This is a genomic window from Endozoicomonas sp. Mp262 (assembly GCF_025643335.1).
GTDB lineage: Bacteria > Pseudomonadota > Gammaproteobacteria > Pseudomonadales > Endozoicomonadaceae > Endonucleibacter.
Window position 1 is genome coordinate 3535029 of record NZ_CP092489.1, and the last position, 17285, is coordinate 3552313.

The following is a 17285-nucleotide window of genomic DNA, read 5'->3' on the forward strand; positions in this document are numbered from 1 at the left end:
CACGTTGATTCTATGCGGTAAAAGAAATACAGTTCTTACCCTGGGCCTTGGATTGGTAAAGTGCCCGATCAGCGTCCTGGAGTGATTTTTCCAAACGGGTATTTTCACTGTTGTAGCTTGAGATTCCTATGCTAACAGTGCATGAAAGGCCATTGGCAGTAAATAGATGTTGTTGCACAGACTGTCGAAGTCGCTCTGCAACCTTCCACCCTTGCTGAGGGGTTGTACCTGGCAGGAGGACAACAAATTCTTCTCCTCCATATCGGCAAATCATATCCTGCTGTCTTAGTTTATGACGACAGAGTTTTGCCATCTCAATCAAGAAATCATCGCCTGCCTGATGGCCATAGGTATCATTCAATTGTTTAAAGTTGTCCACATCAAGAAATAGCAGGCTACATTCCGGTGGTTTTTCCGCACACTCTTCCTGAAATAAGTGATTGGCCTGGTGAAAAAAAGCCTTGCGATTCAATAACCCCGTCAATGGATCAAGGCTTGCCTGTTTTTCCCAAAAGCGCGATTGCTTGCTGGCGTAGTAAAGCGTTCTTGCGTGACTTGCCAGGTCGCAGGCTGTCTGCCACTGCTGGTCATAAGAATGGGTATTGCCTGGTGTGAGGATTAATAGTATTTGCTCATCCTCTGTAACATCTAGGGGAAAAAGCCAGAATGTTTTTTGGCCTTTATTATCTTTTACTGTGATTTCAGCCTCCTGGTTCAACTCAATCACTTTAAACATCTCTTGTCGGATACCAGGTAAGTCGTTTATTAAATCATCGGTAGGGAAAGTGGTTGAATTTGGAAACAAGCACTCTTTATCTTTATAGGAAATAATATTGGCTGGGATATGGGGTAATACTGCCTTAAATGTTGATAATACCCGCTCAGGTATATCTTCTGTTTTAAGAGGGGTCTGTGGTTTCTGCAAATGTTCTCTCAAGGCAGCCTCAAAGATGGGTCTCCTTGCTGGAACTGTTTTGTTAATAGCTAGGGTGGTTATTTTCTGATGACTTGATTGATTAAAATGCCAATACAATACGCTTAGCAGAACCGCCTGAACCAGCAGAGGAATGTGATAATGATTGCTTTCTGACAGCAATAGGAAAGAAAGGAGGGTAGCGGAGAGTAATGCACTGATAAATAAAGAGGGAGTGGTAATGGTTTTTCTGTATAGATGGTAGCTAATAGTGGCAGTCAGGGTAGCTATTGTGAATAAGAGCGTGAGTTGGCTTATATCAACCAGTGTTTCCCGCTGCAGAGGATAAATAATAGGTTCGATAATGAGTCCAATAGCTAAAATGCAGCCGAAAATTATGATTTTGTCCATGGCTGGGGCAATGGCAGGCAGGCGGGAGAGTTGCCGGTAACAGGCCAGAACTGAAACAGCGACAATGGTTTTAGTCAGAACAAGCCAATAGTCTCCTTCAATAGGTAGTGACCAGCTGTTTAATACAATCTTATGGCTTGTCATTAGAAGACTCACAGAGCCAAGATGAGCCATTAATAATAGCCAGGCTGTACTTTTTGTAATGATAGAGCGGGCCACAGCGAAGGCCAGAAGAGTGAATAGTGCAGCCTGCAAGGCGCGGCCCCCCTATGATGTAGGTTTTGTGCTCCACTAACGTCTTGATGCAAATAGAAAATGCTGCTTTTTACCATTGAAAAAAATCAATAGTCCCTTAAGCGAAAGTCCTGACTGATTGATTATTGGGCACAAGCTTGGAATTATTCTTCTTGATTTTGGCATAAATAATCTTGCAATTGAATAGGGTATAGAGAATGAGTGGTGTAGCATTCCATTCCCCATTCCCCATTCCCTATCAACAGTCTGTTATTTTATGCTGGCAAAATGTTTTTTGGTAAACTGCACCCGTTGGTCAATAGCAAGGTCATGCTTGGGGAGTGCCTCCACTGCTTCCAGCCTGGGTTGAATGCCACAACCGTTAGCTATTTGGATAGCCAGTCCAGGCCTGGCATTGAGTTCCAGAATCTGCGGACCAAGATTTTTATCGAGCACCATATCAACACCCAGGTAACCTAGTCCGGTCATCTCATAACAGGCTGCCGCCAGTGTCAGAATTTTTTCCCAGTGTGGAATATGGAGCTTGGTAAAGTCATGGTGGGTATCAGGATGAACGTGTACCGGTTTATCAAACTGAACGGCCCTGAGACTTTTTCCTGAACCGAGATCAACACCAACACCAACGGCACCCTGGTGTAAGTTGGCTTTGCCATCAGAGGACTTGGTGGCTAGCCGAAGCATCGCCATCACGGGAAACCCTCTAAAGACAATAATACGGATATCGGGAACGCCTTTATAACTGTACTCATTGAAAATGGGGTCTGCCTCAATGCGGCCCTCAATCATGGCAACATCCGTTTTGCCGCCCAGACTGTATAGCCCACCAAGAATATTGGACACATGACGATCCACATCCTCTTTACTGAGGGTGTCGCCACTGGCTTTTACATAGGCGTCACCATCTTTGCCGGTGATAACCAGAATGCCTTTGCCGCCACTGCCTTTTGATGGTTTGATAACAAAGTCATCATTGCCTTCCAGTAACTTTCCCAGGTGTTTGATATCTGACTGGTATTCGATAACGCCGATAAGCCGGGGAACATCAACCCCGGCCTGTTCTGCCATGTGCTTGGTGGACAGCTTGTTATCCACTAAAGGCAATAATCGCCTGGGATTATATCGGGTAACATACTCCAGGTTACGGGCATTCATGCTGAGAATGCCTGCCTGCCGCAAACTGGCGGGAGAGGCAAAATATTTTTGCAACCCTGTTTTCTTAAGCAGTTGTTCCATTCGGGAAACAGGCTTTTGATCAGCCTCAGGGGGTAGCAAGGTATTTTTTGTATAAACGCCCATTGTTTGCTACTCCACTGCCGCTAATGGCTTAAATCTGCGTAATTCAAGCAGTCGGTATCCAGTATATTGACCAAGCATCAAGGTGAAACCAAGTACTGAAAGCAGCAGTTCCGGGAAGTTAAAGGTCAGGTGCTCCACCAGACTGTTGGTCATGAGTAAATAGCTGATGCTTGCAACCAGCAGGCTACCAAATCCTTCTATAAGAACGTCTTTAGGGCCTTCTTCCTCCCATAGGATAGACATGCGCTCAATAGTCCAGGCTAAGATAATCATGGGGAAGAAGGTGATTGTCAGCGCCTGTGAGATGCCCAGTTTCCAGCTGAGAATACTCATGGCTGCCATGATGCCGATAACTACGATAATGACTGCGGCTAGCCGGGCCACAAGAAGCATATTCATTTGACTCAATATGGATCGTATCCACAAGCCAATGGAGACAATGGCAATGAATATAGCCAGGCCGGGTAGCAGCTGGGTATGAAGAAAGGCAACAGCAATCAGGACCGGCATAAAGGTTCCGGAGGTCCGGAGGCCAACCAGCACACGCATAATAAGAACCACCAGGGTTCCAATAGGAATCAAAAGGATGGTTTTAAATGCATTTTGGGCTTCCAGGGGGAGGGAATAGATAGAAAAGTCAACAATTGCTGCATCATCAGCCTTGGCTTCTGTGATGGCCAGCTCCCTTGCCGGTACTGATTGGGAGATAATAGAAAAGCTCACTCGTGAGTTGCTGCCACCCATGACGTCAAGCAGGGATTTACCCCCTCGCTGCCACAGGAAGAAATTAGCCGGGTTGCCCGCTTTACCGGTCATGGGATCAAAAAGAATCCAGCCCTTATCGGTATAGACTTCGAGCATATCTACAATAGGCTGTCGGCGACGCCCATCTTCCAGATAAAGGCCACGCACCATCCTTGCAGGGATATTAGACATGGTGAGCAAATCTATGAGCAGCCGGGTCTTGCTTTCCCTGTTTTCGGCCATGTCCATCAACATATTGGCGTTTTGGCTGGGTTCCTTGGCAATAAATTCTCCCACCAGGGTTCCTGCAAAGCTCCGGGCATCAGCAGATCGCTCTTTTACTTTGTCCAGCAAACTATAAGCTGCGGTTTGGTAGGGTTCTGGCAAAACCGGTTTGTTTTTATTTGGAACGGGTTGTGTATCATCAGGGTTGTTGAGTGTTGAGCCGGACTGCGGGTGTAGTTTTACCTTGTAGAAGATATCCTGTTGTCCATTGGCTTTCCGAATGCTCCACTCGGCCCGTCTTTGTCCCTGTTCATCAAATTGATTAATACCATAGCCTGGAGATGCAAAAGATTCATCCAGAATGCGAACACCGGGCTGGTGGTCTGGTAAAGAGAGAGTAGCCTGGGCAGGCTCACCATGGGCCATAAACTCAACCCGCGCTTCAATGCTCCAAACGGTACTTTCTTCACCACGAAGTAATGGAAATCCCAAGGCAAAATGTTTATAGAGGGCCAAGCCAAGCCCTACGAGAATGAGAAAAATAACAGCGAAGCTGAATTGAAAACGACCTTTCATAAAATACCCCCTTAGCCTTTTTTATCCACCTTGGTGTGGTCAGCCATAAATTTTTTTGACACATCAACAATGGCAGATTGCTTTAGAAAACGGGTGCCAATAAGGACGGGAAATTCATAGTCACTCCGGTCTCTCAAGGTGAACTCCGTAGGGAGTTTTATATTACCTATTTGTGCCTGCATTATAATGACGGGGCGTTCTTCTGACTCAAGTCCATGTCGTTTAATATGAACAAAACGAACCACCGGGAACTCAGTGGTTACTGGTGGTTCATTATTCTTATCGGTTGGAGGTAAGGTAAAGCGAACCCAGTCCTGGCCATTTTTCTTAAACACTTCCAGATCCCGGGCATCCAGGGATGATGTCTTGGCTCCTGTATCAATACGGGCCTTAAGTCGTGTTCCTGTTTCCGTAAAGAGAACGTGTTCAATAGCGCCGATTGTTACCAGGCCTGAGGTATCCACAGGTTTCTTGATAATCTTTACCTGGTTTTGGGGTGAGGACTGTGTGGCTACAGTCACTTTACGAGTAATGCTCTTTAAGGGTTTCTCCTCTGCGATGTTTTCCTGATTAACATCCACAATAGCCAGGTCTCTGATAAAATTCCGGCCGATCAGTAAAGGGTAGGTAAAGTCATCCCTGTCGTTGAGGGTAACCCTAACCTGTTGGGTGATATTACCGATACGAATCGTCATTTCAATCACTGCCCTCTCCATGGAATCTTCGCCAGGGCGTTTAATTTTAATGGTATCCTTAACAGGGTACTCCAGAGGTAAAGGCCCTTTACTGGTGCGGTGAAGTTCAAATTTGACCCATTTTTTTCCATCCCGTTCAAATATCTGGGCATTACGGGCATCAATGGAGCTGTGATCTGCCCCGGTATCCATTTTTGCATCAATAAATACATTATGGCGAACTAAAAAGCCGGTTTCTGTGACGCCAAGGATAAGTCGACCATCAACAACGGAAGGAGTCTGGATGATTTTCTCGCGAACAAGTACCTGTTTAACTGAATCCTCTGGTTGTGCCTTATCAGCTTTTATATCAGGTTTTTTTTCTGGTTTAGCAGGTTGTTCAGTTGGCTGTTGTGTTGCTTCTTCGCTGGTTTTGGATTGTGGATAGGGTAATAGCTGACAGCCTGTCATCATAACAGCCACTAACACCGCGGGGACAGCGGGGAAACGGATCATGGAATTTGTACTTGCTTACCTGGTGAATGGATGCAACCGTTTAGTAGAAAGTGTGCTGAGCCACGGAACCTATCACATGCTGCCTGACGGAGACTGACAAGCCGGGAGTTAAAATATACACCCTGTAATAAGCACTTTTACTACCAAATTAAACGATCAGGAGCAAATAAGCTTACTTGATGTTGATGCTCTTGCCAATTGGCATAAGAGTTTGTGCAGAAAGGTTTTTACAATCCTGTGCAGCATATCAATGGGAATGATAGATAGAGTTTTTCCCTTTCGATCCCAGTGTCCCGAGGGTGGTGCAAAACTCTGAATTATCTCCCTCGCCATCCCCAGCAGGATGACGATGTTGAGCCTGGGAACGAGTCATGAAGCAGAAGAGCCAGTTGTATTGAAATATCCGGGTTAGTCCTCTGATAAGGATGGCTCTGCCGTTTTTTGCTTCCGCCCTAAAAGGATACTGACAAGAAGGCACAGAGTGCTGGGTATTAACCAGCCCATGTGGGTATTAAATCCCGGCAGAAAATTGAAGGTATCAAGGTATATATCCAGGCTATTAATGTTCGAACTCTTAAGGGCATCAAACAGGCTGAATAAAAAAGCTATGGCGAGTGTGGCTCTGTAGGTCAGATAAGGGTTTGGAAGAAGATGTCTGATAAGGCCCAGTAAAATAAGAATGATACAGATGGGGTAAAGTAAAAACAGGACTGGAATAAAAAGGTCGATGATTTGATTAAGGCCAAGATTAGCGAAGAAAACACATGAGAGGCTTATGATAGACACCAGCTGGGCATAGCTTAAGCGTTCAGATAACTCCTCAAAATATTCACTGGCTGCGGTAATGCAGCCGATGGCTGTTGTCAGGCAGGCGAGGATCACTACGGCAGCAAGCAAGATGTTGCCAAACGGCCCGAATAACTGCTCAACATACAGGGCAAGAGCCTGTGCTCCATTATCGGGCATTTCAATCAAGCCCCTGCTGCTGGCACCCAGATAGAATAAAGAGAGGTAGACAAGCCCAAGACCCGTTGCTGCAATAACTCCTGTGGAAATACTATAGCGAAAAAGTTTTCCGGGGTCGGTTATGCCATGGGATTTTAAGTTTGTCATGATGACCACACCAAACATGAGTGCCGCTAATGCATCCATGGTGAGATAGCCATCCAGGAAACCACTGATAAAAGGGGTTTGACTATAGTTTTCCAGGGCGTCTCCCGGCGAGTCTGAGGAAATAACGAAAGGAGATACGCCAAGAATAAAAAGCAGAATAATCAGGGCGGGAGTAATCAGTTCACCTACCGTTTCTAACAGTTTTCCTGGCTTCAGACAGAGATACCAGGCTATAAGGAAAAAGCACAGGCAAAAGGCCAGCCTGCTGGTGGTATTGGCGCTTTCACTGAGGAAGGGCAGGATGCCCACTTCATAAGCTACCATTGCGGTGCGGGGTACGGCATAAAGGGGGCCAATAATCAAAAATATAGTGCTACCCAACAGAATAACCAGCCAACGGGGTAGCTCTTCAGTGATGGAGTTAAAACCCCCGCCAACCTTGGAAATAGTCACAATACCCAGCAGGGGAAGTCCTACTCCGGTGATCAGGAAGCCGGCCGCTGCCTGCCAGACAGCCTCTCCGGCAAGATAGCCAGCCATTGGCGGGAATATCAGGTTTCCGGCACCCAGGAACATGGCAAATGCCATGAATCCCATTCCCATCTGGTTTTGAATACTTAAATGCTGTTTCATAGGAACTCACCTGCTCCTGAGTGGATATCTATATTTAACAACTGGCAATGACCTTCATTTTTAGTATGGATGTAATTTTCAATTCTGGTAATCCAGAGTGCACTTTATTCTTGGCTATTTACTTTTTCAGTGATTCCATAGGGAATTAGACATGATTCAGGGGTTAGAGGTTCCTGAGTTTTGAGGATGGGGTTGTTTCGATGATACAGAGCGCTCTTTTATGCCGTTTTTCAGAAAGTTGCAGAGTGGGTATAGAGGTATGCATGTTCCGGTCCCTGGAAGGGAAAATATGCAGGCTATTGGTTGCAGTGATAAATAAGATATTCATGAATACCTTTTGTAGCCACTATGAGGTAGTGGGTGCAGCTTATAGCTCGTTTATTTTATGATGGAAAGACTGGATAAAAGTGAATTGTTATAATTGTTAATCTGTGTCGTATATTTTGGCAGGGTATTAATGAATAGGTGGGTCTTATATAAATAGTTAGTCGTGTAGTGAAATATTGGATGAAAAAAATAGTGCAGTTACTGTCTTTTATTTTGTTTTTTTGTGGAAAGAACTATAATAATGACTTCAGCTCATACACATATCTTGAATCTCTAAATTTATTGTATTTTTTAAAAATGGAGGCATAAGCTATGAAAGGTTGTTTTGGCACGATGATATTGAATAAATAACTATCCAGCTGATTATTGTTCAGGTTTTCTCGAAAATAGAGCTGTGTTGTGCAAAACAAATGAATTAAAGGTTTTTGGCTTTATTTATACAAGCGTTTGTAGGTTTTTCTTTATCGTGTGTAGTGTTTCACTTTGATAGTAGAGTGTGTAGTTCTTCCGGTTATATTCTGTAGCCAATGATTAACCAGTCTTATTTATCGTAAATGGGTGAGGAAGTGTCATGAATAGAATAACTAGTTTTTTAATTATATCGATTGCTATTATAGCTTTTTCCCCTATCTATAACTTTAGTTTTTCAGCTGATGATCCTGGACTGCAAAAAAAAATAGGGGAAAAAGAGTTGCTAAGGATAGCTGAAGGGTTTTCACAAAGTTATGAGATGGCTGAAAATCGTAGCGAAAGAGAAGCTAAACATAATTTAACTGTGGATTTTATCGCTGGCTCTAGGAAACAAGACAGAGCAATAACTTCAAATGCTATAAGAAGAGTTTTTCAAAAAATATGCCCTTCGTATAGTACTATGGAATTTACGTTTAAATCGAGAATATTTTTGAGTGATGAAGATAAAATAAAAAAAGAGTTAGGGAAATTCTTGCTTCATTTGAATCAAAGTGACCAGGTTTCTCATAGTGAGGCCTCAGCTATAGCGAAAGATTTTTTGGACGAGAGTGCTCGTATTTCCAAAGTTTTCAGAAATAAATGGAATTCTGCTTATTATGAATATTTTTATAAAAAACCTGTTCATAAAGTTGTAGCACAAGGTAAAGGTTTTGAAGAGCAAGAATTAGACAGTGGTTTTGACTTTTCTGGAAGCCAAAAAGCTGTTGACATTCAGTCTGACCTGACGATGCAGTTTTCTAGCATGGCGCTTAGCAAGGAAGAAGATCATGTCAGAATCCAACTCCAGGCAGAAGAGCAGGGAAAGGCTAGAGAGGAAGAAGACAGGCTCCAACTCCAGGCAGAAGAGCAGAGAAAGGCTAGAGAGGAAGAAGACAGGCTCAAACTCCAGGCAGAAGAGCAGAGAAAGGCTAGAGAGGAAGAAGACAGGCTCCAACTCCAGGCAGAAGAGCAGAGAAAGGCTAGAGAGGAAGAAGACAGGCTCAAACTCCAGGCAGAAGAGCAGAGAAAGGCTAGAGAGGAAGAAGACAGGCTCCAGCGCCTGGCAGAAGAGCAGAAATCTCCGAAGTTAAATAACTCGACACTGGAGAGCCAGTTATTAGAAAAGTTGGCTACGTTAGGAGATAAAAACCAGTTATTAGAAAAGTTGGCTAAATTTGAAGATAAAAATAAGCAAAAGGAACAGAACCCTCCTCCTGCTCCTCCTGCTCCTCCTGTTGCGGTTAATAAGGCAGCAAAAAGCTCAGTTTTAAAATCCAATACTCAAGAAGCTAAGGGTGATGATTTGACTAAGCAATTTAATCTTACACTTATAGATAAATTTAAGAAAGCACGAGACGACGTTAAAGATAATGACAGTGATAATGATAGTAGTAGTACACTTGAATCTAAGGTTGACGATCAGTCACTTATTTCTGATGCTTCGAAGATGACAGGTGCAGTAGATGATGTAGGTCGTTTGGCTGATTTCGCGGATGAGTCATTTTCTATTGAGAAGAATATCATCGACAGATCTAAGAAAGATTTTGGGGGGCAAATTGTGATAGATATTAGGGCAAATCCCGAAGAAGGTGGCGTCCGTTTTGATCCAGGCTTAGATCATCTGACAGAAGGTCAATATTTAATCAAAGCGCCGTCAGGTAGTGCCTTGCACTACGGTAATCTGCTGCATCAACGCTTTGATAATGATGCTGGCTCAAACAGTGATATTGTTTTTAAAGTCGTTGCTAATAGGACTCTTATGGATGGTTCAGCAACAGTCCAAAAAATGCTTCAAACACTAGTAACAACCTCTTCAACAGTATACTTTTCATACGTACCTGTACTTTTATTGTTTTATGGTGATTTTCACTATGAGCATTCATATGAGGATTATAAGGAGAGGAAACCTTTTGATGAGTCAGCAGGCCCAGAAGGGGTGACCAAGCTTATAACTGAAGCTTTGGATGTAGCGGATGCAGTTATACATGAGGGAGGAGAAGGTGAGGTTGAAGAAGACAAGAACAAGACGAAGCCTGCTGCTTATCGGATTCAGAGGAGACAAACAAAAAATTGCCCTGTTAGAGTGATGGAACCTAAACTATCTGCTTTTAAAAAAGAAGAAATAAAACGAGAAGTAAATATAAAACTTAATAAGCTAGGAAGGCTTCCAGGAATGACATGGAATTCATATTTATGCCAACATATTTATGAGAGTGATGATGCTGTTGCCTTTAAGAAAACAAGACGTTGGGGGTTAAGAGAAGAGCTTAAGGATCTCTTTTCTCAAGAAAAACTTATGATAATGGCTGATGAAAATTTTAGTAGTGTTTATCTGAGAGGTGGCGTTATATTTACCTCAGTACAGCTAATAAAAGGTGAAGGGGTTAAGCATATTTTGCACATATTACATTTGGACTTCTTTATTTTGACAAAGGCAAAGATCGGTGAAGAAGAAAGTGGTGAGTAGGAATAATTTATAGAAAAAATTTATTTTAAGTAGGTTCTTTTAGAAGAAATACAAACTACTTAATATTTAGTAAAGCTGTTTAGGAAGATTAAAAAGGCGGTGTTTAACATAAAACTGAATGGTTGTTTTTTTGTAGCACTAAGCATTGAGAGGTTTAATATAATGCATCATAAATTATTGGTTAAAGTGCTTTTTTTGTGTTTTTTTTCAATTCAGACTTCTCTAGTTTATGGTATAGTGCTGCACCGTCTTTATATTACATCCAATAATGAAGATGGATGTCGATATCTTGCTGGGGCTTTTAAAATAGTTGAAGAGAGTCCTGGTTATCCTGATATTTTGAAAAGAACTAGCCGTAAGGTTAAGGTGGAGGATTATGATATCATTCCATCATTGCTGCACTCTGAAAATAAAAGCAGAAATTATTTCTTAATGAAAAAAAGTATGGTTTATTTACAAATTCAGGGAGGTGATGGGAGTGTTGAAGACCTACGTGAAGTGACTAGAGAAGTTGAGGTTTACTCATTGTTATTTCATATACCTGATTTAGATGATTGGGATTTGCAACCATCCATTAAATATGGGGTTAGGTATAAACCTATGGAAAAGATTGAGGCCTGTTGGTTTGCTGATGAGGATCTTTTTTTAGAATCTCTGCCATTAAAAAAAGGCAATAGTAGAATAAATGCAAAAATAATAGTCCATCGTTGTCAGGGACCAGAAATAGCTATCAACTGGCCTGGCGAAAGTAAAGGGGCTAAAGAAGACTTTGTTTTAGCATTGCATAAGGATATGAGCGGGGATGAATTTATTACTCCTTCCTTTATTTCTAAGGATAAAGAAAATACGGTAGTTTCTTTATCGCCAGTTAAAATACCAGAAGAGCAAAAAGCCCATCTTAGACAGTCGGGAGGACAAGAGAGAGGGTGTTGGACATTGGTCTTTCCCGATTTTCCAAGAAAAGAAGGTGAGGATATAGTGTTTCGGGCAAAAAATGAGAAGGATCTGATTAACGAGAGGCAGGCTAATATAGTTAATTGTCAGCCAGTCATGATGGAAATTCTCTCTAAAAATTACAGCTTGAGGCTGCCAACGCAACAGCCCAGCGTCTTTGTTGCCATACCGTTGATGACAAAAACAAGGCCGTGTTGGACGGTTTCACTTAAATCTAAATCTGATGCAGGACTAACTTCGGAAAAAAAGCTTAATTTAAAGAAATTCGATCCCTGGTTGAATATTCTGGAGTGGGATCTTCCTAAAGGCTTTACCAGTGACGATAGTAGCATTGAAATTCATGAAACGAGGGGTTCCTGTCCAAATCCTGTTAAGGTAGTTCCCTGGCTGGCTCAATGGATAGGGAGACTGGTCATAAATCCAGGGCGGCTGACTTCTTCGGTTAGTTTGGGAAATACATCTGCTGAAGATCAATTTATTATAATAAAACTTTTTAAAAAAGATGGTTTTGATGATGAGTCCAGTGAAGATGAGCAGCATTTTATGAAGAATGCTGGCGTAATTGATGATAGTGGCAAAGGTACCGTGTTGAGGTTAAGAAATGCTCAAAATGAAGGTAAGTAATTCGAAATAAGCCTGCTGTTCTGATATAAACAAGGCTCGCGTACTCCTTATTTTTTAAGTCTGCGAACTATCTCTTATTTATTCTTCATGCCGGGGCGAGATACATAAATCATCATGCAAGGTATCAGCCACAACTTGTTGAAAGGCTTGCTGGGTAAGATGGATCAGTGTCTGGTGGTCACCTGCCTCCATAAACAGGTCGGTTGTTTCGCTTAGGCGGTTATCCCATATCATCTCCATGTTATACACCTGCCCAAAAGGTGGAATGGCACCTGATTCACAGTCACTGAACCTATGGCGAACCTCTTTTTCAGATGCCATTTTTAAGGGGGTTGCGGTAACGGCACTCACTTGCTTGACTTGAACCCGGCTGGAGGCGGGGATGACCGCCATTAAATAATTCTCCAGCGAATCCTTCAGAATGACGGCTTTGGCAACGGAGTGCAAAGGTATCTGTGCCGCAATAGCGCTTTGCACCGAGCTGTGGCTCGTGGAGTGCTGAAGGGTGTCGAAAGGGATGCACTGGTCATTAAGGAACTGATTGACACGTGGAGAAATACTCATGATGTACCCCCGAGAAAATGAAAGCGTCCCTGCTGGAGGTTGGGTCACAGGGGTTATTATAGGTAATAGCTTCTGTTGTGTAGTAGATTTTTGTCACAAAAGCTTATCTGCATATATCTTTTGGGGTTAAAGTTACGGAACTGCCAACAAAGGGGAATGGTTAATGGGCAGAGTAGTTGCCCAGTAGAAAGCCACGCTACCCCCATCAACCATCAACCATCAACCTATAGCCAACCTTTGCGCTTAAAGAAGAGGAAGGTTCCCACGGCGCTCATCAACATAAGTACCAGTGCCATAGGGTATCCCCAGCTGCTATGAAGTTCTGGCATGTAATCAAAGTTCATACCATAAATACTGGCAATTAATGTGGGGGGAAGAAAGATGACGGCAGCTACCGAAAAGATTTTTATAATGCTGTTCTGCTCGAGATTGATAAATCCCATGGTGGCTTCCATCAGAAAATTTATTTTTTCAAACAGGAATGCTGTGTGGGGGGTTAAGGACTCAATATCTCTTAACATATCCCTGATCTGGTCTTTTTGGTTTTCATCAAGGCTTTTATTACATGCCCTCATTAAATAGCGCAGTGACCGTTGAGTGTCCAGGAGGTTCAAGCGCACCTTGCCGTTCAGGTCTTCCTGGAGAGTGATTGTTCGCAGTAACTCATCCGCATCAGCGGTTTCTTCAGACAGTGCATTCTGGCTGGCCTCTTCCAGTTCCTCATAAATCTCTTCCAGGATATCGGCAAGATACTCCACTTTGGCACTGAATAAAGAAATAGTAACATCAAGGGGGGTGTTGGCCTGTACGTGCTGAGTGTTCAGGTAATTCCGCATTAGCCGGAATAGCGCAGTGGGCTCATCCTGCAGGGTAATCAGTTTGTCAGCTCTTAATTCAAAAGCAATGTTGACATTTCTTAGTTCGTGGCCAGACCGGTGGGGGAACAGTGACCTTACGTGCACGCCATGTTCTGACTCAAAGAAACGGGATGAAACTTCGATTTCATGAAGTTCGTTTTCATCGGGAAGGCAGCCAGGGTAGTTATTGATTAGCCACTGATGTTCTTCGGCGCAGGGTTCCACCACATCAAGCCATATAGTCCCTGAACCGGGTGGAATATCCGTGTGGACACGGTCGACGGAAAATTGGCTGTTGTTTACGCTGTAGGCATTGATCATAGTGCCTGACCCTGATGATGATAAAAAACTGGATGAAAGATGTTGCCTGACCTTTTGGCAGCCGCTCCCGGTTAAAGGGGGCTGGTCATATCTTGCAACAAGCTGGCAGAAACCGGGTTTGCACCGGCCTTAAGGAGTCTGTTTTTGGACAGCCTCAATATAGAGAGGGAGTAGCATGCTGGAGGGCTGGTGTTCAATGCACCTCAACAGCCCCTAAACCTTGAAGCTTTTCCCGGGGTGGGGGGAGTATATAGTAGTTCGCCCCAAGTTCGAAATATCCAGCTTTCTCGCAGTAGGTCAGAGCTAAGTCCGACAGGCTGTCAGTGCAGGGAAGCGTGTATATCTATACTGCTATTGAATAAGTTAAAACATTCGTATGTATTCCCGGCGGGGAGAGGCTGTCGCGAAACCCAATCCTGTAGATAAAAAGTAGGGTTTTTTACTCTTTTTCTATCACAGAGGCACAGAGAACACAGAGCTTTTATTGCTCTTAAAAAATAATTCTCCGTGCTCTCTGTGCCTCTGTGGTGAAAAAAGTGTCTTTTGCGACAGTCCCTAAAGCGCGCCCTTCACAGTTCCATCAGATGACGGTTTTCTAACTGGGCGCGGTTTAGAGAGAATCCCTTTCTGCTGCCGTTTTGAGAACTTCCGTTATTCGGGTGTAAATCATCTGGCAGTAGTCAACCGTATTCAGTTTTTCTGTGGGACTTGATGAAATTAAAAAACTGTCTTCCACCTTTTCACCGAAGGTGGCAATTTTTGCACTGTGCACTTCAATCCCAAGCTCCATAAAGGTTTTGCCGATTAAGGCCAGTAAACCAGGCCGGTCAGTGGCAATCAGGGTCAGCTCGGGCCTTTTGCTGTCAGTCTGGCAGCTGAGCAGAACCTCCGGGGGACGGGAAAAATGGCGTAGTTGCCTGGGGGTTCTACGTTTAATTAATTCCGGGAATCGCTGCGGTGAGGTCAGTACTTTGCTGAGATGCTGCTGGATTTGTTTTATACGCCCGACATTATTGCCGATGGCTGAGCCATCACGCTCAAGTACTGTAAAGGTATCCAGGCCGAAATTATTATTTGAGGTGAAAATTTTGGCATCCTGAATCAGCAGGTTTAGTTGGTCTAACGCGTTTACTGTTGCGGCAAACAGGTGTGGTTGGTCAGGAATATAGATAAATATCTTTGATCCCCCGTGTTCTTCTCCATCATGGGGTTCGCCGATAATGATCAAAGGCTTTTTGTCGGTGTGTCCGAGAATACCTGTTAGCTGCCAGGCCAGTTCAACCGGTTCGTGGCGAATAAAATAGTCCGGCTCCATGCGTTGCCACAGTTGAGCGGCCTGCTTGTGGGTGATGCCCTGGCTGGCAAGAAGAGAAAGTGCTTTTGATTGTACTTCGGCAATAAGCTCAGCTTGCAAAGGGGGATTGTCTAACCCTCTCTTGAATAAATTACGGGTATGCCGGTATAGCTGTTGAAGCAGGGAGGCTCGCCAGCCATTCCACAGATTGGGGTTGGTGGCATTGATGTCAGCGACAGTCAGCGTGTACAGGTAGTCAAGTCTTTCCGGTGTACTGACTTTTCGTGCAAAGTCCTGAATAACAGCCGGATCAGAAATATCTTGCTTTTGGGCTGTGAGAGACATGGTTAGATGTTCTTTTACCAGCCAGGTAATAAGGCTGGTATCCTCAGTGTCCAGTCCATGACGGCGACAGAACTTTTCTGCTTCTATTGCGCCAAGCTGGGAGTGGTCTCCGTGCTGCCCCTTGGCAATGTCATGATACAGTCCTGCGATATACAATAATCGTTTTTTGGGTATTTTTTTAATGACCCTGGATGCGATGGGGTAAAGGTGCTCGCTTTCTTTATAGTTAAAACGCCTGAGTTGTTTGATTAGCAGCAGGGTATGGGCATCCACCGTGTGGGTATGGAACAGGTCGAACTGCATTTGCCCAATTATTTTGCGGTATTCCGGTAGATATCGACCCAGGATGCCATAGCGAGCCATGCGGCGCAGAGTGGCTGTTAAGTTATAAGGCGCACGCATCAGTTCAAGAAAAAGCCGGGTGCAGCGAGGGTCATTTTGGAATTTTTTGTCAACCAAATGCCGGTGTTCTCTTAATAACCGGATGGTATTGGCACGGACTCCCTGAATATCGGGGGATCGGGTCATGAGCACAAAAATTTCCAGGATCGCAGGAGGATGTTCAACAAAGACCTGGTTGTGGGTTGTTTCAATATAATTGTTGCGCATTCGGAAATGCTGATTGATGGGGGCGATGCTGCAAGATTCGTTAATCTTCAATATATCGTCATCAAAATGCTGAAGCAGCATATCCTTAAGCTGTGCAACAGTCATTACTGTACGAAAATACTGCTGCATAAACTGTTCTACTGCCAGAGAATGTTTCTGGTCAGAAAAGCCGAAAAGGATTGCCAGGTTTTTCTGATAGTCAAACAACAAGCGGTCTTCACAGCGGTTCTGCTGGTTATGCAAAGCCCAGCGGACCTGCCAGAGAAATGTACGACATCTAATTAATAATCCATATTCGGCTTTAGTGAGAAAGCCAAGGTCAACCAGCTCTGCCGGATCATGAGTGCCATAGTGCCTTTTTGCCACCCAGCCCAGCATGTGAAGATCCCTTAAACCACCAGGAGAGCCTTTGATGCTGGGTTCCAGGCTGTGCTCTGTATTGCTGTATTTGCGATGCCGGATTCGTTGCTCTTCGAATTTGGCTTGCAGGTAGGCATCGCTGGGCCACATGTACCGGGTATCTATACATTCCAGCAGCTCTGAGTGCAGCGCCGTTGGGCCGCTAATAAGCCGTGATTCCATCAGGTTGGTAACGATGGATAGATCCTGCCTGGCCTGTCTGGCGGATTCGTCCAGGGAGCGAACGCTGGAGCCTACCTTGAGGCCAATATCCCAAAGCAGGGTGAGAAAGGCTTCAATATTATCTTTGTGCTGGTCATAGTGATCCGTTGCCAGAAGGATCAGAATATCAATATCTGAGCAGGGATGTAGCTCTCCCCGGCCATAGCCTCCCACAGCAAGCAAGGCTATTTTTGTTTCCCGGTTCCAGTGGTAATGCTCCCAGGCCAGGGTCAGCACCTGGTCGATAACCCAGGCATGGGCATTGACCAGCATTTCAATGCTTTTTTTTTCAGTGAACCATTGATTTAGCAGGGTTCTGGCTTGGCGCAGGCACTTTTTGTAGGCGGGTATAGGGCTGTTTGAAAGGGTGAGGTCAGCCCTGAACTGGCTTCTGTCAAATAGTGCATCTTTATAAGCTTGAGGTATAGCCTGGAATAAAGCAGTCATTTTCTTTTAAATTATACGAATAAAAAACCCCGCTGGGACGGGGTGCTGT

The 17285-nt window shown here is 44.1% G+C and carries 10 protein-coding genes; 2 read left to right on the top strand and 8 right to left on the bottom strand.

Going from position 1 to position 17285, the window contains the following annotated elements; all coding sequences use genetic code 11:
* Positions 1 to 10 precede the first annotated feature (10 nt).
* From MJ595_RS15415 to brnQ, 5 genes are all read right to left on the bottom strand, one after another.
* Positions 11 to 1579 carry a GGDEF domain-containing protein gene (locus MJ595_RS15415; protein ID WP_263078854.1) on the bottom strand — a complete coding sequence of 523 codons (1569 nt, stop codon included), beginning with the start codon at positions 1577 to 1579 and terminating at the stop codon, positions 11 to 13.
* A gap of 249 nt (positions 1580 to 1828) precedes the next feature.
* On the bottom strand, positions 1829 to 2812 hold the full coding sequence (locus tag MJ595_RS15420; protein WP_263322521.1) for an alpha-L-glutamate ligase-like protein: 984 nt from the start codon (positions 2810 to 2812) through the stop codon (positions 1829 to 1831).
* A 69-nt stretch (positions 2813 to 2881) separates the two neighbouring features.
* Positions 2882 to 4420: an inactive transglutaminase family protein gene (locus MJ595_RS15425; protein ID WP_263078855.1), complete on the bottom strand. Its 1539-nt coding sequence runs from the start codon at positions 4418 to 4420 to the stop codon at positions 2882 to 2884.
* Positions 4421 to 4431: 11 nt separating this feature from the next.
* Entirely contained in the window at positions 4432 to 5610 is a 1179-nt protein-coding gene (locus MJ595_RS15430) for a RimK/LysX family protein (RefSeq protein WP_263078856.1), read from the bottom strand.
* 408 nt (positions 5611 to 6018) lie between these two features.
* Positions 6019 to 7356, bottom strand: coding sequence for a branched-chain amino acid transport system II carrier protein (brnQ, locus tag MJ595_RS15435; RefSeq protein WP_263078857.1), 1338 nt, complete (start codon positions 7354 to 7356; stop codon positions 6019 to 6021).
* Between the two features lie 898 nt (positions 7357 to 8254).
* Between brnQ and MJ595_RS15440 the strand changes: the two genes are divergently transcribed.
* Positions 8255 to 10600 carry a hypothetical protein gene (locus tag MJ595_RS15440; RefSeq protein ID WP_263078858.1) on the top strand — a complete coding sequence of 782 codons (2346 nt, stop codon included), beginning with the start codon at positions 8255 to 8257 and terminating at the stop codon, positions 10598 to 10600.
* Between the two features lie 162 nt (positions 10601 to 10762).
* Complete coding sequence (locus MJ595_RS15445) at positions 10763 to 12178, top strand: hypothetical protein (RefSeq protein WP_263078859.1); 1416 nt, start codon at positions 10763 to 10765, stop codon at positions 12176 to 12178.
* Positions 12179 to 12256: 78 nt separating this feature from the next.
* Here MJ595_RS15445 and MJ595_RS15450 read toward each other — a convergent pair whose 3' ends face one another.
* The 3 genes from MJ595_RS15450 to glnD form a co-directional block, all read right to left on the bottom strand.
* A complete protein-coding gene (locus MJ595_RS15450) occupies positions 12257 to 12742 on the bottom strand; it encodes a YbaK/EbsC family protein (protein ID WP_263078860.1) in 486 nt (161 codons plus the stop codon).
* A 224-nt stretch (positions 12743 to 12966) separates the two neighbouring features.
* Positions 12967 to 13920, bottom strand: a complete 954-nt coding sequence (gene corA / locus MJ595_RS15455) for a magnesium/cobalt transporter CorA (protein WP_263078862.1) — start codon at positions 13918 to 13920, stop codon at positions 12967 to 12969.
* A 610-nt stretch (positions 13921 to 14530) separates the two neighbouring features.
* A complete protein-coding gene (gene glnD, locus MJ595_RS15460) occupies positions 14531 to 17236 on the bottom strand; it encodes a [protein-PII] uridylyltransferase (RefSeq protein WP_263078863.1) in 2706 nt (901 codons plus the stop codon).
* Positions 17237 to 17285 lie beyond the last annotated feature (49 nt).